The sequence below is a fragment of the Reinekea blandensis MED297 genome, assembly GCF_000153185.1.
GTDB lineage: Bacteria > Pseudomonadota > Gammaproteobacteria > Pseudomonadales > Natronospirillaceae > Reinekea > Reinekea blandensis.
On sequence record NZ_CH724153.1, the window covers coordinates 134,129 to 151,593 of the forward strand.

Annotated in this window: 16 protein-coding genes; 10 read left to right on the plus strand and 6 right to left on the minus strand. The window is 52.6% G+C overall.

Features of this window, described 5'->3' with window-relative positions:
- The first annotated feature begins 2 nt into the window (after positions 1 to 2).
- Positions 3 to 686, plus strand: a complete 684-nt coding sequence (locus MED297_RS15385) for a DNA repair protein RecO C-terminal domain-containing protein (RefSeq protein ID WP_008046516.1) — start codon at positions 3 to 5, stop codon at positions 684 to 686.
- Entirely contained in the window at positions 683 to 1,054 is a 372-nt protein-coding gene (gene acpS / locus MED297_RS15390) for a holo-ACP synthase (RefSeq protein ID WP_008046517.1), read from the plus strand. Before MED297_RS15385 ends, acpS begins: the two co-directional genes overlap by 4 nt.
- A gap of 58 nt (positions 1,055 to 1,112) precedes the next feature.
- On the opposite strand, the gene MED297_RS15395 is transcribed toward acpS, so the two are convergent.
- Positions 1,113 to 3,968, minus strand: a complete 2,856-nt coding sequence (locus tag MED297_RS15395) for a response regulator (RefSeq protein WP_008046526.1) — start codon at positions 3,966 to 3,968, stop codon at positions 1,113 to 1,115.
- Positions 3,969 to 4,287: 319 nt separating this feature from the next.
- Here MED297_RS15395 and cysM point away from each other — a divergent pair, with 319 nt between their 5' ends.
- Genes cysM through MED297_RS15420 form a run of 5 tightly spaced genes read left to right on the plus strand, consistent with a single transcriptional unit; the run spans position 4,288 to position 9,944 of the window.
- Positions 4,288 to 5,181 carry a cysteine synthase CysM gene (cysM, locus tag MED297_RS15400; RefSeq protein ID WP_008046527.1) on the plus strand — a complete coding sequence of 298 codons (894 nt, stop codon included), beginning with the start codon at positions 4,288 to 4,290 and terminating at the stop codon, positions 5,179 to 5,181.
- Entirely contained in the window at positions 5,181 to 6,425 is a 1,245-nt protein-coding gene (locus MED297_RS15405) for a class I SAM-dependent RNA methyltransferase (protein WP_008046533.1), read from the plus strand. The genes cysM and MED297_RS15405 overlap by 1 nt, the downstream gene beginning before the upstream one ends.
- Before the next feature lie 14 nt (positions 6,426 to 6,439).
- Positions 6,440 to 8,674: a GTP diphosphokinase gene (gene relA / locus MED297_RS15410; RefSeq protein ID WP_008046535.1), complete on the plus strand. Its 2,235-nt coding sequence runs from the start codon at positions 6,440 to 6,442 to the stop codon at positions 8,672 to 8,674.
- An 8-nt stretch (positions 8,675 to 8,682) separates the two neighbouring features.
- A complete protein-coding gene (gene mazG / locus MED297_RS15415; protein WP_008046537.1) occupies positions 8,683 to 9,489 on the plus strand; it encodes a nucleoside triphosphate pyrophosphohydrolase in 807 nt (268 codons plus the stop codon).
- 53 nt (positions 9,490 to 9,542) lie between these two features.
- Positions 9,543 to 9,944, plus strand: a complete 402-nt coding sequence (locus MED297_RS15420; protein ID WP_237613451.1) for a GNAT family N-acetyltransferase — start codon at positions 9,543 to 9,545, stop codon at positions 9,942 to 9,944.
- 4 nt (positions 9,945 to 9,948) lie between these two features.
- Here MED297_RS15420 and MED297_RS15425 read toward each other — a convergent pair whose 3' ends face one another.
- Entirely contained in the window at positions 9,949 to 11,085 is a 1,137-nt protein-coding gene (locus MED297_RS15425) for a beta-ketoacyl-ACP synthase III (RefSeq protein ID WP_008046541.1), read from the minus strand.
- A gap of 148 nt (positions 11,086 to 11,233) precedes the next feature.
- Between MED297_RS15425 and MED297_RS15430 the strand changes: the two genes are divergently transcribed.
- From MED297_RS15430 to MED297_RS15440, 3 genes are read left to right on the plus strand one after another with little or no spacing between them, the layout of a single operon-like run.
- Positions 11,234 to 11,683: an MbcA/ParS/Xre antitoxin family protein gene (locus tag MED297_RS15430; RefSeq protein WP_008046546.1), complete on the plus strand. Its 450-nt coding sequence runs from the start codon at positions 11,234 to 11,236 to the stop codon at positions 11,681 to 11,683.
- Between the two features lie 39 nt (positions 11,684 to 11,722).
- Entirely contained in the window at positions 11,723 to 12,946 is a 1,224-nt protein-coding gene (locus MED297_RS15435; protein ID WP_008046547.1) for a sterol desaturase family protein, read from the plus strand.
- Between the two features lie 46 nt (positions 12,947 to 12,992).
- Entirely contained in the window at positions 12,993 to 13,451 is a 459-nt protein-coding gene (locus tag MED297_RS15440) for an Mpo1 family 2-hydroxy fatty acid dioxygenase (RefSeq protein ID WP_008046549.1), read from the plus strand.
- Here the strand turns inward: MED297_RS15440 and trmJ are convergent.
- The 4 genes from trmJ to MED297_RS15460 all read right to left on the minus strand — a co-directional run bounded on the left by trmJ (position 13,440) and on the right by MED297_RS15460 (position 17,304).
- The gene (gene trmJ, locus MED297_RS15445) at positions 13,440 to 14,159 is read right to left on the minus strand and encodes a tRNA (cytosine(32)/uridine(32)-2'-O)-methyltransferase TrmJ (RefSeq protein WP_008046551.1); all 720 of its coding nucleotides are present in this window, start codon (positions 14,157 to 14,159) and stop codon (positions 13,440 to 13,442) included. The two genes, MED297_RS15440 and trmJ, sit on opposite strands and share 12 nt — an antisense overlap.
- A gap of 171 nt (positions 14,160 to 14,330) precedes the next feature.
- Positions 14,331 to 14,939, minus strand: a complete 609-nt coding sequence (locus MED297_RS15450; RefSeq protein ID WP_008046552.1) for a Yip1 family protein — start codon at positions 14,937 to 14,939, stop codon at positions 14,331 to 14,333.
- A gap of 149 nt (positions 14,940 to 15,088) precedes the next feature.
- Positions 15,089 to 16,384 carry an HlyC/CorC family transporter gene (locus MED297_RS15455; protein ID WP_008046553.1) on the minus strand — a complete coding sequence of 432 codons (1,296 nt, stop codon included), beginning with the start codon at positions 16,382 to 16,384 and terminating at the stop codon, positions 15,089 to 15,091.
- 128 nt (positions 16,385 to 16,512) lie between these two features.
- Positions 16,513 to 17,304: a cytochrome C assembly family protein gene (locus MED297_RS15460; protein ID WP_008046554.1), complete on the minus strand. Its 792-nt coding sequence runs from the start codon at positions 17,302 to 17,304 to the stop codon at positions 16,513 to 16,515.
- Positions 17,305 to 17,465 lie beyond the last annotated feature (161 nt).

Below are 17,465 nucleotides of genomic sequence, written 5' to 3' on the forward strand. Positions count from 1 at the left end.
CTATGGCCATTACTCGAAACGAGACTGTCCACGGGTATCTGATTCATCATCGACCGGTCGGAGAGCATCGCTACCTGGCTTGGTTGTTTACCGCGGAACAGGGGTTGGTCAGAACGCTGGCAACCGGGCAGGTACCGGAAAAGGCACGATTGGCCGAGTGGTCGCTTCGAACCCGTGAGCAGGAGAGTCGCCTGCGCGATTTCCGCTTTACTGCGCCGCGGCTTGTTCAAACGCAGGCTGCTTGTTTCCTGACGCTCTATGTTCATGAGCTTCTCTTTCGACTGGCACCCGTTGGGATCGGCGAAACGACGTTGTTTCAGTCCTTTTCAGCTTGTCTGGTGCATCTGAACTACCCTGATCGTCAAGTCTTGGCATTGCGAACGTTTGAAGCTGAGTTATTACGGGCTTTAGGTCAGGGGATTGATTATCGGTTCGATGTACAACAGAGGCCGATTCAGTTTGACCAAAGGTATGAGTTTCACGCCCAACAAGGGTTTGATCAGTCAGGCCAGGGGTTGTATACCGGCCAGCAGGTGTTGGCGGCCGGCAGAGCTGAGACAGCTCTGGAAGGCGTGCTCAGTTTGCTGCGTCAATGCCATGCCCAACAGTTGACGTCTTTATTGACTACGCAACCGATCTATAGCCGGCATTGGCCAAAACGGTTAAATAAGGAGCCTATAGGGTGAAAGGCATTGGTACTGATATTGTTCAGATCAGTCGCATCATCGGTGTTTATGAACAGCAATCAACGCGCTTCATAGCCCGAATCCTGACGGATAAAGAACAGGTTGTCTTTTGTGAGCGGGGCGAGTCCATGAACTTTCTGGCGAATCGTTTTGCCGCAAAAGAAGCCGTCTCAAAAGCATTGGGGACGGGCATTGCTGGCGGTATCCGCTTTACCGATATTGAGATTTTACCAATGTCCTCCGGGGAGCCTCAGGTTTTTCTTCACGGCCAGGCTTTGGCGCGTCTAACCGATATTGGTGCCACAGAAGTGCGAATCAGCCTCAGCGATGAGGAAGACTATGCGGTGGCGTTTGCCGTCGTGGTTTGATGGCCCCGTCAAACAAACGCCACGAACTCGAGGTTCAGTCCAAGAGTTCGTTCAGCTTTCAGACTTTGACCGGCTTTTTCCGGTTTTTCATCTGATAAGCGTATACCTTCACCGCCTGCTCGAAGCTGCGATCGACGTTTTGTTCCGCGTGCCAGTGCCCCACGTTGTTGATTTCATCATTGAGCATGAACAAAGCATCTTCCAGCATTGAGTAAAACCCCTGCTTAAGCAGAGACTCGGTATGCATCGCCGTCATTCTTAAGCGTGGTACACCACAGTAGTGAGTTGCACCGTGCAGTCGATGCACCAACTCCAATAACGCTTTGTAATCCCCTTGCTGATACAACTGATTAATCTGTTGCTGATCTTTGGTCAGGGTGTCGAGCAGCATACTGAACATATCTTTTGCCAGGCTCAGTTTGCCATTGGCTTTTTCAAGCCCCATGACCAAATCCACAACGGGGAGATCGGCCAACGTTTGATTGTCAATTTCCGGTGCCGGGTCCTGGCTGTTTTCAATGACTCTCGGCGTTTCTGCCTGGCGCTGAAGCGTTGCGCCGGTCCATTTGAACAGGGTGCGTTGCAGCTGGTCTTCATCGATGGGTTTTGCCAGATAATCATCCATACCGGCCTCGAGCATGGCTTCGCGCTCCTCGGCCAGGGCGTGAGCGGTCAGCGCAATGATCGGTACATGGCGATTGCTCGGCTCAGCCCGACGAATCTGACGGGTGGCGGCCATGCCATCCATCGATGGCATTTGAATGTCCATGAAGACCAAATCGAAGACAGTATCAGTCGCCAGTTTTACCGCTTCTTCACCGCTGCTGGCGGAAGTGACTTCGACACCCAGAGATTCCAGAAGCGTCACGATCAACTTCAGGTTGGCTGGGTTGTCGTCAACCGCCAGCACGGAAACGACACTGCGGACATGGCCGAGACTGAGCTCTTTATGGTGCTCACGGCCTTCATGCTCCGGTTCGATGAGTTTCAGCAAAGCCTGGTACAGTTCACCTGAGCGGAAAGGGCGGGTCAGATAATAGTGGGCCCCCTGTTCCAATAAGTGTGCGTTAATGTTTTCGTCGTTAGCATTTGCGATGACCAGTGTCGGACACGACAGTTCTCGATCAATTGTCAGAATTGTACGGTAGAGTTCGTCGTTATGTTCCTGGCTGCTGACATCCAGAATGGCCAGAGTGACTCCGTATTGGTTGCCGCTCTGAAGAGATTCGGCCAATGCGGCGGCGCTTTCAAACTCGCGAGCTACCGCGCCCCAGCCTTCAATCTGATGTTGATACGCCAGTCGGGTCATCTCTCTGGGCTCTACTACAGCAACGGATTGTTGTTCGAGGCCTTTGAGTTTGGGCGGTTGTTGAGCCGCCGGTGCCACATCCGCTTTGATATTAAACCAGAACGTCGAACCCTCGTCTTTTTTGCTTTCCAGACCAATATCGCCGCCCATCTGTTCCACCAGTCGTTTTGAAATGACCAGTCCGAGACCGGTGCCACCAAACTCCCGGGCGGTGGACGAGTCGGCTTGCGCAAAGGCTTGAAATAACGCTTTCTGTTGCGTTTTTGATAGCCCGATTCCGGTGTCTGTCACGCTGACACGCACCGTCACCTTATTGCCCTGTTGTTGTTCAATCATGGTGCGGATCACGACACTGCCTTCATTGGTAAACTTGATGGCATTACTGATCAGGTTGGTCAGGACTTGTTTCAGGCGGAGCGGGTCGAACACCAGTTGTTCAGGAACGTCCGCAAAAAAGAGAGACACAACTTCCAGGTTTTTGGCCGATGAGGCCGGGTCGAGCATGGTCAGGACTTCCTCAATGGACTCGCGCAGGTTGGTGCTGCGGTTGTCCAGCATCAGTTTGCCCGCTTCGATTTTGCAGAAATCAAGGACGTCGTTAATGATGGTCAGCAGTACCTGTGACGACGACATGATGGTGGAAATATAGTCTTCCTGCTTTTTGGTCAGGTTGGATCGTGCCAACAAGCGCGCAAACCCGATGATGCCATTCAGTGGCGTACGGATCTCGTGGCTCATGTTGGCCAGAAACTCGGTTTTGACCTGGTTCGCCTGTTGCGCTTCCCGGCGGGCCATGTCCAGTTCGATGTTCTGGATTTCGATCGTCTCCAGAGTTTCGCGTAGGTCCAGCGTGGCCTGTTCGACACTGTTCTGCATGTCGTTGTAAGCATCTTTGATGGTCATTGCCATGGCATTGATACCTTCTTCCAGCTCCCGTAACTCGCCTTTCGACGTTTCCGGGACCCGGGATTCGAGGTTGCCTTCACGAATATCTACCACTGTCTTAATCATGCTTTGTACCGGGCGGGTGATTTCCCGGTTCAAGTAAAAGGCAATTCCGGAGATGATGAACAGCGCGACCAGTAAAAGGCTTAAGTTACGCAGAATGGTTTGGTAGTGGCCTACCTGAGTGCTGGCATAATCAAACTCCAACTCAACCCAGCCGAGTGGGCGGGGAGACGGCAAGGCCGTGCGCAGATCTTCCGGTGAAAATACCGGGACCAGGTAACGAAACGTCCGGTCTCCTTCGTACAGTCTTAACTGTCGGGTGTCGCTGATAGAGATCGGATAGGCCGGACCCAAGGGCGAAGGGCCGTGCATAGCCCATTCTGCGGCAGAGGCATTAAACAATCGGATTGAACGGGCATCCCGTTCGTTGAGCGAACGTCGGATCAGGGTTTCAAGCAGTTCATCATCGGCATCGGCGACCGGGGCTGATAGGGTGTCGGCGAGGCGGTTCGCTACCGTTTCGGTGCGTTCGGCAAACGCTTTTTTCTGCTGGCTGATGTCAATGTGCGTAAACCAACCGACCGCTAACAAGCCCAGAATGAGGGCTGGGATCAGCGAAATGTACAGCAGTCGGTTTTGTAATCCTAACGGGTTCATAGTCATCCTATTTCAAGCCATCACGAACAACGCCATCGTGACATTGTAATTCTGAACCGGTAATACCGTCTTAGTGCATTATGGCCTAAAACCCGCCGGAGGTCTTGAGTCAGCTATTTTTAGACGACGACTAACGGCTATCATGGCGTTTACATCTTCCCATAACGTTCATCATGGCCTAAACCCATGCAGTTATAATGCATTGTTATTATTTTTGAGCGTTTTATATCGTTATAATGAGGATAAACGGGCAGGTTGCGCTAGAGTGCCTGACACAAATTATGACACGGGCGGACTCGCGCCTGATATCGGAGTAGAGATGCAGGATTTTCCGACCATCGAAGATTACATCGGGAAAACGCCTCTGGTGCGGATGCAGCGGATGAACCCGAACCCGCGTAACACCATTTTGCTTAAGCTTGAAGGAAACAATCCTGCCGGATCGGTCAAGGATCGACCGGCGGTCAATATGATCCTTCAGGCGGAGCGAAGAGGGGACATTGTTCCAGGTGACACCCTGATTGAAGCCACCAGTGGCAATACCGGTATTGCTCTGGCGATGGCGGCCGCCATCAAAGGCTATCGGATGACTTTAATCATGCCGGCAAACCTGTCGGAAGAGCGACGGGCCAGTATGCGAGCCTACGGTGCGGAGATCATTTCGGTGACACAAGAACAAGGCATGGAGTATGCAAGAGATCTGGCCTTGTCACTACAGGCAGAAGGTAAAGGCAATGTGCTGGATCAGTTCAGTAACCCGGATAATCCCAATGCGCACTACCTCTCGACCGGACCGGAAATCTGGCAGGACAGTCGGGGAAGGGTGACTCATTTTGTCTCATCCATGGGTACAACCGGTACCATTATGGGGTGTTCTCAGTATTTAAAAGAGATGAACCCCGACATTGAAATCATTGGCTTGCAACCGACGGAAGGTTCTCAGATTCCCGGCATCCGGCGCTGGCCAGAAGCCTATTTGCCGGCCATTTATGACAACACCCGGGTTGACCGGGTGATCGATATGGATCAGGACACCGCCGAGAAAACCATGCGCCGACTGGCGGCCGAAGAGGGTATCTTTGCGGGCGTCAGCTCAGGAGGCTCTGTGGCCGGTGCAATGAAATTGTCTGAGCAGGTGAATGATGCGGTAATTGTGGCCATTGTCTGCGATCGGGGTGATCGCTACCTCTCGACCGGTGTGTTCCCCGGCTGATGCGACGTTTTCAATCGAAACCTAAAAGCCGGATACCGTCGACGGTCGAGTTGACCATTGAGCGTTTAAGTCATGACGGGCGCGGTATCGGGCACGTCGACGGACGGGTAGTCATGGTCGATAATGCGCTGCCGGGTGAAGTCATCGAAGCAGGCATAGATCAGGGTAACACCCGGCTTTGGCAGGGGCACGTTCGACGTTATCTGTCGGTCAGTGAGCAACGGCAGGAGCCCGTTTGCCACCTCTATGGGCAATGCGGAGGTTGTCAGCTTCAGCACCTGTCTGCCACGGACCAACTGGCGCTGAAACAACAGGCCGTGCAGGATCATTTTCATCGGAACCGTTTGCCGGCGATAGGCTTTACTGATCCTCTTGTGTCTGCGCCGGTTGGCTACCGTCACCGGGCGCGATTTCACCTTTCTAAGTCGGGGACTTTAGGCTTTCATGGTGCACGCGGCCGCCAGGTGATTCCCGTGGAACAGTGCCCGGTGATAACAACGGAGTTGCAGGCGTTGTTGGATCGGGTCCGTCGTGAAGCCCCTTTGAAGGGGTTGCAGCAACTAGAGCTGACGGTGGACGATGCAGGCAAAGCCGGCGCTCGCGCCGTCAAGGCGTCTGACAGTGCTCGTCAGGCTTTTGAACAATGGCAGAATGCGCAGGATTGGCTGACGGAAGAGTTAACCTACCAGGCTGGAACGCAGGTCGTAACGGCCAGACCCGGGGATTTTACTCAGGTAAACCGCGAAATTAACCAGCAGATGCTCAAACAGATTCGCCAATGGTTGCAACCGCGAGAAGACGATCGGCTGCTGGATTTGTTCTGTGGAAACGGCAACATCAGTTTGGCGATGTTGGATGAGGTGGCTGCGATATTGGGACTGGAATCCTCCGGGCCGGCGATTGAGGCCGCCAAAGCGGCGGTGAAGCATCATCCGAAGGCTCAGTTCCTGGAAGCTGACCTGTTTACCTCCTGTTTACAGGTTCGACCGCAGGTCGCTGAGTTTGCTCCGACCATCGCGGTCTTGGATCCACCCAGAGCGGGTGCAGAGCAGGTGGTTCAATGGTTATCCGAGCTGCCAAGCCTTACCCGGTTGGTTTACGTCTCCTGTGATCCGGCGACACTTGCACGTGATCTGGCTCAACTGACGGCTGACCACTGGCACTTGAGAAAAGCCGGATTGATCGATATGTTTCCTCAGACGCGTCATATTGAAACCATGGTGCTTCTGAAAAAAAATAAGTAAAGAGATAGACATCAGTGAAAGTACGCGAAGACCAACCGGTATTCAGTGACGGCACCGTAGACCTCGAAGCCTGGCTGGAACGTATCGAAGCCAAAACGGCCATCGTTGACCCCGAGGAACTGATCCGTGCCTGCCGTATTGCCAGGACCGCCGAGCAGGAGTCCGATCACCCCGCCAACACCTGGGGCGAGGGCGCGAGTGCCTTCAAGACCGGGCTGGAAATGGTGGAGATTCTGGCAGACCTGGGTCTTGATCAGGATGCGCTGGTCGCGGCGGTTTTATATCGAACGGTACGGGAAGAGGAACTGGCACTGGAAACCGTGCGGGACCAGTTCGGCCCGAAAATCGCTAACCTGATTCAGGGCGTCATGCGCATGGCCGCCATCTCCAACCGAAAGTCCACCCGGGACAGTGTTTTCGGGCAGAATGAAACCCAGGGTGAAGCTGTCCGGAAAATGCTCGTGGCGATGATAGACGACGTCCGCGTTGCTCTGATCAAGTTGGCCGAACGCACCTGCGCGATTCGCGCGATTAAGCATTCCCCGGCCGCTCGCCGCTATCGGGTGGCACGAGAGGTGTTCGATATCTATGCGCCACTGGCCCATCGCCTCGGCGTCGGTCATCTTAAATGGGAGCTTGAAGATTTAGCTTTTCGCTATATCGAGCCGCAGGATTACAAAAAAATCGCCAAGCTGTTGGATGAAAAACGTCTGGATCGCCAGGAGTACATTCAGAAAGTACAGACGTTAATCACCGAAGAAATCGAAAAGGCGAACGTTCAGGCCGAGATTCAAGGCCGTGCGAAGCATATTTATTCCATCTGGCGGAAGATGAAACGTAAAAACATCACCTTCAGCCAGGTCTATGACATCCGGGCTTTTCGGATTCTGGTACCGGAAGTGCGGGATTGCTACACCGTGCTTGGGATTGTGCATTCCATGTGGCGTCACATTCCCCGTGAGTTTGATGACTACATTGCCTCACCCAAACAAAACGGTTATCGATCATTACATACGGCCGTAATCGGGCCTGAAGGAAAGGTCGTCGAAATTCAGATCCGTACGCAGGAAATGCACGACGATGCCGAACTGGGTGTCTGCGCGCATTGGCTGTACAAAGGGACGGATGCGAAAAAGGGCGGTCAGTCCCGCGGTTACGAGGAAAAAGTCTCTTGGTTGCGTCAGGTGCTTGAATGGCATGACGAGCTGGGCGGGATTGATGAAATGGTCGAAGAGCTCGGTGTTGACGTCACCATCGACCGGATCTACGTGCTGACGCCGGATGGTCATGTGGTTGACCTGGCCTCCAATGCGACTCCCATCGACTTTGCCTATAAAGTGCATACGGATATCGGCCATCGTTGCCGGGGTGCGAAGGTGAACGGCCGAATTGTTTCCTTGAACACCCAGTTGAAAATCGGTGACCAAGTGGAGATTTTAACCGGAAGCGAAGCCAGCCCAAGCCGGGATTGGTTGAACTCCGACCTGGGCTATGTCACCTCTTCCAGAGCCAGAGCAAAAATCAAGCACTGGTTTAAATCGCAGGATCGGGACATCAATGTCCGCGATGGTCGTGACATGCTGCTGCGGGAGCTGCGACGGTTTAACCTCACCGATGTCGACATGCAGGCTCTGGCTCAGGATGTTAATTTCACGGATGAGGACAGTCTCTTTGCAGCCCTGGGGGCTGGTGATATTCGTCTGATGCATGTGGTGCATCATGCAGAAGAGCTGACGCATCCGAAAAAGGCGAAAGCACCTGCCTTTAAAACGCCTAAAAAGCAGAATCACAGCGGCGATCTCATCATACAGGGCGTCGGCAACATGCTGACCACCATCGCCAACTGCTGTAAGCCGGTGCCGGGCGATCCGGTCGTCGGCTTTATTACTCAGGGCCGGGGTGTGTCTATCCACCGTGATGACTGCGTCAACCTGCTGCAACTGAAGTCAACTGAACCCGAGCGCATTATTGACGTCTCCTGGGGTAACGAGGTCAAAACCACGTACCCCGTTGAGCTGTTGGTGTCCGCCTATGACCGTACCGGGTTGCTTAAAGATCTGATGGTGGTGCTGGCTAATATCGGCATCAATGTGATCTCCATGAACACGTTGTCTAATAAGAACGACAACTCGGCCAAGATGACGATTACCGTGGAAGTTGAAGATTTACGGTCGCTGGGTCGAATCATGACGCAATTATCGAAGGTACCCAATGTCGCAGACGTGCATCGGATTTATACCAAAAGTTAGGCTGAGTGATGACTGAACGTTATACCTTCGATGATTTAAAGACACTGATGTCGCGGCTTCGCGATCCTCAGGATGGGTGTCCCTGGGACCTTGATCAGTCTTATCGCACCATCGTGCCGCATACCCTTGAAGAAGTGTATGAAGTCATCGACACCATCGAGCGGGAAGATTATCAGCATCTGCGAGAAGAGTTGGGCGACCTGCTGTTTCAGATTGTTTTTTACGCGCAGATTGCCAGTGATGAGGATCGGTTTAATCTGGATGACGTCGTCCATGATCTCGTCACTAAACTGATCTTTCGCCATCCGCATGTTTTCCCGGCAGGCACCCTTGAGAGCCGAGTTGGTGATCAATCGATGACAGCCAGTGGCGTTGAAGGCCAGTGGGATGCTCTGAAAACCAAAGAGAAACCGGAACGCACGTCTGTTTTATCGGATGTGCCGATGGCATTGCCCGGACTTTTGCGGGCGCGCAAGCTGCAATCAAGAGCCGCCAAAGTCGGTTTTGACTGGCCGGACATTCAGGGTGTTATCGATAAAGCTCACGAAGAACTCGATGAACTAAAAGAGGCGCTTCAGCAGGGTAACTCCCGTAATATCGAAAGCGAGCTTGGGGATCTTCTTTTCGTCCTTGCCAATCTGGCACGGCACAGTGATGTGGACCCGGAACAGGCGATCCGCTCGACAAACGCCAAGTTTGAGCGTCGATTTGGCTTTGTAGAGGCCGAAGTTACGCGATCGCAACGTGACTGGTCGGACTTTTCACTGGAAGCTTTAGACGCGTTTTGGCAGCAGGCCAAAGAGGATGGCTTGTGAGCTGGGTCATCCGGCCCTTCGATATGGCTGATCTCGATGGTTGTCAGTGCGTTATGTCCTCAAATACCCCCCGTTTTTTTGCGCCTGATGAGTACGCGGAGTTTACTGAGGATTTGCAGCATCGTTCACGTCTGCCCGAAAACCGGCGCTGGCCCTATTTTGTATTAGTGACCAACCAACAGGTCCGGGGATGTGGTGGCTACGCGCAGATTAAAGACGGTACCGCTACGCTGGTCTGGGGCATGGTTGACTCGTCAGAACATGGTCAGGGTTTGGGTCGTGAACTGTTGCGTTATCGGCTCTGGCATATGCCGCCGTCGATACATTCTGTAGAGATAGACACGACGCCGGCGTCTTTTGGTTTTTACCGGCGATTTGGGTTTGATGCATATCAGCAAGAGCCTGATGGTTATGGGCCGGGCCTGGATAAAGTCCTGGCCCGGCTGAAACGTTAAGGGCTTAGCCCTGAACGCATTCGATCACCAGGCTGCCAATGGAGTAGCCGGCTCCAAAGGAACAGATAACGCCGATGTCACCATTGGCAAAGTCTTTGTGATACAGCGTAAAGGCGATGATCGAGCCGGCTGAGGCGGTGTTCCCGAAGCGATCCAGAACAATCGGCGCTTCTTCCTCGGTTGCGGTCCGTCCGAGCAGCTTTTTCGCAATCAGGATGTTCATGTTGATGTTGGCCTGATGCAGCCACCAGCGTTTAACGGTTTGATTGTCTATGTCGAGTGCCGCCAGCTGGCTGGACATATGTTCGGCCGCCATTGGGCACACTTCTTTAAAGACTTTCCGCCCTTCCTGATGAAACAGGTTGGCCGGTGCGAATGCGTCGATGTCAGCCGCCCGGGACAGATGACCAAAGTTGGAGCGAATGTTGTTTGAGTACTTGGTGACGGCCTTGGTGTCGAGAACCCGGAAATATTGCTTAGCCGCAACCTGATCTTCGTTTTCAACCACCATCGCGGTGGCCACGTCACCGAAGATGAAATGTGAATCCCGGTCTGCATAGTTCAGCTGAGGTGTGACCAATTCAGGGTTGATGACCAACACCGAACGTGCGGTGCCAGAACGAACCATTTCATAAGCGCGTTGCAACGCAAACGTTGCTGCCGAGCAAGCAACCAGCATGTCAAAGCCAAATCCTTCAATGCCTAATGCTTCCTGAACTTCGATGGCTATAGCTGGGTAGGCGCGTTGGGTATAGGCACAGCTGACAATCACAGCATCGATATCGGTTGCATTTCGGTTGGCGTCGTCCAGTGCGGCCCTGGCGGCGGCAACCGCCATTTCGGCCTGTTGTGACATTTCGTTTTCGGCTCGGGCCGGGATGTTCGGCCGCATTCGGTTGATATCGAGGATGCCGTCTTTTTCATAGACATAGCGTTCCCGGATTCCGCTGGCTTTTTCGATGAAGGCGGCATCGGATTTGGCCATTGGGGCTACTTCGCCGCGTTCAATGGCGTCAGCGTTGGCGTGATTGAATCGATCAGCGTTTTCGTTCAAAACGTTAACCAACTCTTCATTGGTGATGCTGTAAGGCGGTGTCCACAGTCCTGAGCCGCTGATCACGACGGAAGGAAACGACGTCATGGGTTCTCTCTTATTTATTGATTTGCGTTCGACACAGTATAGGGGCTTCGACGACGATGTCGATTCAGGAAAAGATAACAGCGTTCAACTGGCGAAAATGAGGGCCATTCGTTATTCTGACTTTATGTACGGGCCACAGTGAGTTGTTATGAAACACCATTTTACGTTGACCTTTCGTGTGAATGCGCGCCAACGCGTTGATGTCGGACAGGTGGCCAGGCAGATGTCCGGCAGTGATTTTCACATCGAGTCAGCACCGCTGAACGGCACTGAGTTCAGTGTGCACTTTGAACGAGAAGGTTCGAATGCCATGGAACTGCTTGAGTATGCTCGCGATCAGGTGACGTCAGCCGTCCCGGGGGCTGAACTGATTGAGATGGATATGACCGAAGAGCCGCCGATGATGGGCGCGGTCGATGACATTACGAAACTGGTCATTCAGGCCTGCCAGGTGTTTGGCGACCCGGAACTGGCACATACCTGGTTAAGTCAACCTCAAAGCGAACTCGGGGGTAATGTCCCCAAAGTGATGATGATTGATGCCGAAGGGAGGACAGTGGTATCCCGGGTCTTGACCCGGCTTCAACAGCAGTCTTAGTCTGTGGCCAGAAAACAACAATAAAAAGAAAGGCCAACAATGATCATTCTGTACGCCATTCCGGTATTCATGCTGATGATTGCCGTGGAAGCCATTTCCGATCGTTTATCTAAACGTGGTTATTACCGGTTCAATGATGCTCTGGGCAGCCTGGCCACGGGCATGCTGAACCGAACCATGAACTTCTTGACGCTTTATGTGAACTGGGCGGCGTACAGCGCGCTCTTTGGCTATTTCGGCTATTTTGAACTGCCCGTAAATGCCATTACCTGGCTTGCGGCCTTTGTGATTTACGACTTTTTCTATTACTGGTCTCACCGGTTAGCTCATACCTATTCTCTGTTCTGGAACGCCCACGCCGTTCATCATCAAAGTGAAGAGTTCAATCTGACAACGGCTTTGCGACAACCTTTCACCGGTGTTGTCCAGGGCTCTCTGGTCTACTTACCGATGACATTAATGGGTTTCAGTCCGGCTATGGTGGCGGTGGTCGGGTCGTTAAACCTGATCTATCAGTTCTGGGTTCATACCCGGTTTGTTCCGAAGCTCGGGTACTTGGAGGCTGTTTTTGTCACGCCTTCGAATCATCGGGTCCATCACGGCATGAATGATCGCTACATCGACCGGAATTTCGGCGGTGTCTTTATTCTATGGGATCGGTTATTCGGAACCTTTCAGGACGAGCTTGAGACTGATCCGGTGGTTTTCGGAGTTCGCAAACCCTTGAACAGCTTTAACCCTTTTTATGCCAATGTACAAATATATGCGCAGATGCTCAGAGATATCTGGGTTGGGAAAAGTGTCCATCTGGCATGGCAGGTACTGACCAGTCGTACCGGCCAGCGACCCGAAGCCATCGCACAAAAGGCTCCCATTGAACGATTAGATCTGGCCAGTTTCCAACCCTTCAACCCGACCAGAGCACGAGGCAGTTTGCTGGTGGTCTGGTCTCAGTTGATCTTTTCGTTGATTTACACCGTCTGGTTTTTGTTGAGCATTGATCAGACGGGGTTTGTTTCTGCCTTGGCGCATTTTTTACCGTTGGGGCTGGCCCTGTTCAGTATGGGGATGCTTTTGGAGGGGCGTACACTGGGCTGGTGGCTCGAAGGGGTTCGCCTAGCCTACATCGGAGCGGCATTGACTGTGTTGCCGGTTAACTGGCCTGTCGCACCAGCTTCGATCTATCTCGCCGTCAGTATTCTCCTATTGCTTGGGGCGCTGGCGATGGCCATGCGACGTTTCAGGCCGGTTGTGAGTGATTAATTAGGTTCTTATTCGAATGACAACAATAAAAACAGGAGAGAGAAAGATGGCGAAATCAATAGACCAATGGCTCGACGCGTATGGGGTCTCGCATCAGAATCGGACGAACAAACTGATTCACTGGATTTGCGTCCCCATTATTACCTGGACGGTACTGGCGCTGCTGTGGGAAGTGTCTTTAGCACCGGGCAGCTGGATGAACCTGGCAATGGCTTTCATCCTTTTTGCGCTGGTTTTTTACTTTCGCTTATCTGTACCGCTGATGCTGGGAATGGCCGCCTTTTCGGCGTCCTGTATTGGACTGATTCTCTGGCATGAGCAAGCCTTAGACATTGCTCTTTGGCAAACCGCCTTGGCCTTGTTTGTACTGGCCTGGATAGGGCAGTTTATCGGTCACCGCATTGAAGGAAAAAAGCCGAGCTTTTTTCAGGACCTCCAGTTTTTGCTGATCGGTCCGGCCTGGTTGCTCAGCTTTGTGTATCGTCGTTTGGGGTTACCGGTCTGAGGTGTGCTGGTCGATTGAGCTTAGAAAACCACGCAAAATACTGAGTTCTTTACGAGTTGGTCGAGCGCGTCGGAACAGCGCCCGTAAGTGGTCCATAACCTGACCTGGATGGGCCGGATTGAGAAAGCCGGTCGCTTCGGATGTTTTTGCGAGATGCTGATAAAACTGTTCGAGTTCTCGTTGACGAGGGTACGGTTCCACGTCACTTTCTGGTGGCGTTTCCGACGATGCCACTTTAAATACTTCCCAGGCGACCAATTGCACGGCCTGGCTGAGATTGAGTACCGGGTATTCCGGGTTGGTGGCGATGTTTAACTGAAAGTGGCATTGCTGAATCTCTTCATTCGACAAGCCCATTCGTTCGCGTCCAAAGACGATGGCGACGGTTCCCTGGTCGCTTTCACGGCAGGCTTTTTCGGCGCAAGCTTCAGCCGTTAAGGCGGGCAAGCGAATAGAGCGGTCACGCGCAGAAGTACCGATCACCAGATTGCAATCGGCAATGGCCTCTTCCAAAGTGGCGACAACGTTTGCCTGTTCCAGCAGGTCGACGGCCTGCCCGGCACGACTGGTTGCCTCATCGCTGGGAAAATCCACAGGATCGACAAGGACCAGATTCGACAACCCCATGTTTTTCATGGCTCGGGCTGTTGCGCCGATGTTTCCGGCATGCCAGGTACGGATTAATACGATTCGGATATTGGACAGCATGTGGACTCTCTGAAAGTTCGATCGGCCAGTGTAATGGGCTCAAAGAAAATTTTCACCAACAGGTTTTGGACAGAAACGGGTCAAACGCGCAGAGGTTTCGGGCGGTTCAACGTTGGGATGGGCGTAAAAAAAGGCCGGTACGTCAGTAACCGGCCTCCAGAATCAGTCAAACTAAACAGGAATATAAACGGGCCCGACACCAACCGCCCAGACAATGACGGTAATGGCTAACAGACCGACGAACATGACCAAGCCGACCGTCACGATCGCGCTGGCAAAAATAAAGCCCTTATCTTTTGGGATGCTCATCAGAATGGGGACGCCTTCGTACAGTAAGTATACCGAGTAAGCGACGGCAATCAGACCAATGATCATATCCAGCCATAACACAGGGTAGAGTGCGATGATGCCGCAGATAAAAAGTGGTGCCGTGGTATAGGTTGCCAGCGCAACGCCACGCGGTGTGTGATCATCTTCCTGATAGGTTGCCGACAAGAAGTCGATAAATTTGCCGAGTATCACAACACCGGTAATCATTGCCCCGTAAAACAGCAGGCAGAGCATCAGTGCGCTCTCGGACGTCAGCCGATGCACGGTATCATCGGAGCCGATCGACCAACCCACCTGAGTTGCGCCGATATAGGCGCAGACGGCCGGAATGGCAGCAAGAATAAGTGCGTGTGTGAGGTAGTGACGCCCAATGGTATTAGGTTCAGAACGGATGGTTTCCCACTCATCATCGGGGTGGGTGAAGATGCCCCAGACATGGTCCAAAATCATAAATTACTCTCCCGTTATTGTTATTGTTTGCCATCCTCAGTCTGACGCTGAGGACTGAGATCAGTATAGTCAGGCTGTTCAAAAAATGACAACTCGGGCCGTTAAGGCCCGAGGTGCGATATGGACAAGGGAGGTTTGATCGGTACTGATCAGTTTGGCTGGTCGGGCTCTGCAACCGGTTCTTCCAGATTGCGAATACGCGTGGCCGTGACGGCGTTGTCTTTTATCTGCAGAATTTCGATCAGGTACTGACCGATTTTCAGGCTGAGGTTAGCGTCAGGAATGTCTTCAACGTGTTCCAGAATCAGACCATTCAACGTTTTCGGACCGTCGGTGGGCAAAGACCAATCCAGCGATCGGTTGATATCACGGATGGTCGCGGAACCGTCGATAACAAAGGTGCCGTCTCGTTGTGGGTGAATTTCCTTGGTACTGTTGGTCAGGTCTGTCGTAAATTCCCCAACGATCTCTTCCAGCAGGTCTTCCAGTGTCACCAGTCCCTGAATGTCACCGTACTCATCTACGACGAACGCCATGCGCAGCTGCTGCGACTGAAAGTTAATCAGCTGGGTGTGTAACGGCGTACCTTCGGGGACGAAATACGGGTCTTTTGCCGCTTTGGTCAGCATCACTTTGGAGGGGTTGTCTGAGTAGAGGAACTCAGCGGCATCACGGATGTGCAGGATGCCGATGACTTTGTCCAGCTCGCCTTTAAACAATGGGAAACGCGTGTATTCAGTGCTGCGAATGGCTTCAGCGAGGCTGTCCAGATCGTTTTCAAGGTCAATCCCCACCACTTCGTTTCGGGGCACCATAATGTCGTCAACCGTAACATTATCGAGTTCAAGAATACCCAGCAGCATGGACTGGCGTTGTTCCGGCAAAGTACTGGCGGATTCATTCACAATGGTTTTCAGCTCTTCCGACGACAGCGCTTCGTCCGGGCTGTGCCGGGTTCCCACTCGCAATAACCAGAAGATGGCTTTGACAAACGCATTCACCAGCCAAACGGCCGGTGCGAATGCGGTCGACAAGACCCGAAGCACATAGGACGCCGGGAAGGAAATCTGTTCGGGATGACGCTGAGCCAGGGTTTTCGGGGTGACCTCAGCAAAAATCAGCAGTACCAGTGTCAGTAAAAAGGTCGACAGCGTGACGGCCAGCTCTTCATTGTCCGGCAGCAGCCGCTGGGCGATCAGCGTGGCAATGGTGGCCGCCGCAATGTTGACCAGGTTGTTACCAATGAGAATAACGCTGAACAGTCGCTCTGGTGTTTCCAGAAGACGCAGTGCCAAGCGAGCGGAACGGTGTCCCTCATTGGCCAGATGTTTTAGACGATAACGATTCAGTGACAGAATGCCGGTTTCAGAACTGGAGAAAAACGCTGAAAACAGCAGTAGGAGACCTAACACGGCAAAGAGCAGGCCTACAGGAATATCGTTCAAAAGGAGGTAGCCTCAATGATGAAATCAGGCGATTTTGTATCGATATGTCAGGTCAGTGTCAAGCATTGCCCTGAAAAACCGCCATTGTTATGACTTTGTGACTAGGTTGGCACTCTGTGAGGACAGAATCAGGAGGGAATCAGCAGGTATTCAAGAACAAATTTAGAACCCACAAACGCCACCATCAGAAACCCTGCGCCCAGATAAATCATCCGACTGGCCCGGGCACCGCGCCAGCCAAGATAGAAGTGACCGAAAATCAGTGTGGCAAAGAAGCCCCAGCCGATCAGGGTCAGAATGGTTTTATGGCTGATCTGCTGAGCCAGCATGTTTTCCACATAAAGGCCACCGGTGATGATGGCGGCCGTCAGCAAAACGAAACCAATGATCAACCATTCAAACATCAGGCGCTCCATCGATTGCAGCGGCGGCAAAATATTCATAATACGACTGTTGAGCTGATGTTTGTGTAGATGGTGAGCCTGAACGTTGACCAGTACCGCCTGAATCGTTGTGATCAGGATGACGCTGTAGGCCAGTAACGATACGAATATGTGAATCAACATGCCGGCAGAATAGGCCTTGGCCGTGACTGGCTGCGGTGCCAACAGGGCGATAAGCAGGAGCAGGGCGCCTGCGGGCATAAAGAAGGTGAACAGGTTATGCAAAGGTTTAGACAATGCGGACAACACGATGACGGTGATCGTCATCCAGACGCAGATGGAAATGGAGTTCAGCAAGGACATGCGTAACTGATCGTTCAGAAGCAGGTCGGATGTCAGCGCGATGGTGTGAGCCAATACTCCGATACAAGCAGAGCCATAAACCAGCCAGAGATTCAGCTTGCGTCCGCGCATCAGGGTAATGATCGCCGACAAGCCGCTGGTAAAATACGTAAAAACTGCAATCCACAAAAGCATAAGGCGTCCGTTAGCCGTTGGTGTACCGAGTGTTCAAAGTTACAACCTGTATCCAGGAAGTCGGCGGAGTCTATCATAAATGATAATTACTATCACTTGCACAGGTATTAGCCAATGCCGATCACGCACTGATATACTTGCCCGATAAAATAGTCGTGTGA

Bases quoted from the DNA above. Each gene is read 5' to 3' on its own strand.
- MED297_RS15385 (WP_008046516.1), top strand. From the start codon at position 3: ATGGCCATTACTCGAAACGAGACTGTCCACGGGTATCTGATTCATCAT.
- MED297_RS15395 (WP_008046526.1), bottom strand. From the start codon at position 3,968: ATGAACCCGTTAGGATTACAAAACCGACTGCTGTACATTTCGCTGATC.
- cysM (WP_008046527.1), top strand. From the start codon at position 4,288: ATGCAGGATTTTCCGACCATCGAAGATTACATCGGGAAAACGCCTCTG.
- MED297_RS15405 (WP_008046533.1), top strand. From the start codon at position 5,181: ATGCGACGTTTTCAATCGAAACCTAAAAGCCGGATACCGTCGACGGTC.
- mazG (WP_008046537.1), top strand. From the start codon at position 8,683: ATGACTGAACGTTATACCTTCGATGATTTAAAGACACTGATGTCGCGG.
- MED297_RS15420 (WP_237613451.1), top strand. From the start codon at position 9,543: ATGTCCTCAAATACCCCCCGTTTTTTTGCGCCTGATGAGTACGCGGAG.
- MED297_RS15425 (WP_008046541.1), bottom strand. From the start codon at position 11,085: ATGACGTCGTTTCCTTCCGTCGTGATCAGCGGCTCAGGACTGTGGACA.
- MED297_RS15430 (WP_008046546.1), top strand. From the start codon at position 11,234: ATGAAACACCATTTTACGTTGACCTTTCGTGTGAATGCGCGCCAACGC.
- MED297_RS15435 (WP_008046547.1), top strand. From the start codon at position 11,723: ATGATCATTCTGTACGCCATTCCGGTATTCATGCTGATGATTGCCGTG.
- MED297_RS15440 (WP_008046549.1), top strand. From the start codon at position 12,993: ATGGCGAAATCAATAGACCAATGGCTCGACGCGTATGGGGTCTCGCAT.
- trmJ (WP_008046551.1), bottom strand. From the start codon at position 14,159: ATGCTGTCCAATATCCGAATCGTATTAATCCGTACCTGGCATGCCGGA.
- MED297_RS15450 (WP_008046552.1), bottom strand. From the start codon at position 14,939: ATGATTTTGGACCATGTCTGGGGCATCTTCACCCACCCCGATGATGAG.
- MED297_RS15460 (WP_008046554.1), bottom strand. From the start codon at position 17,304: ATGCTTTTGTGGATTGCAGTTTTTACGTATTTTACCAGCGGCTTGTCG.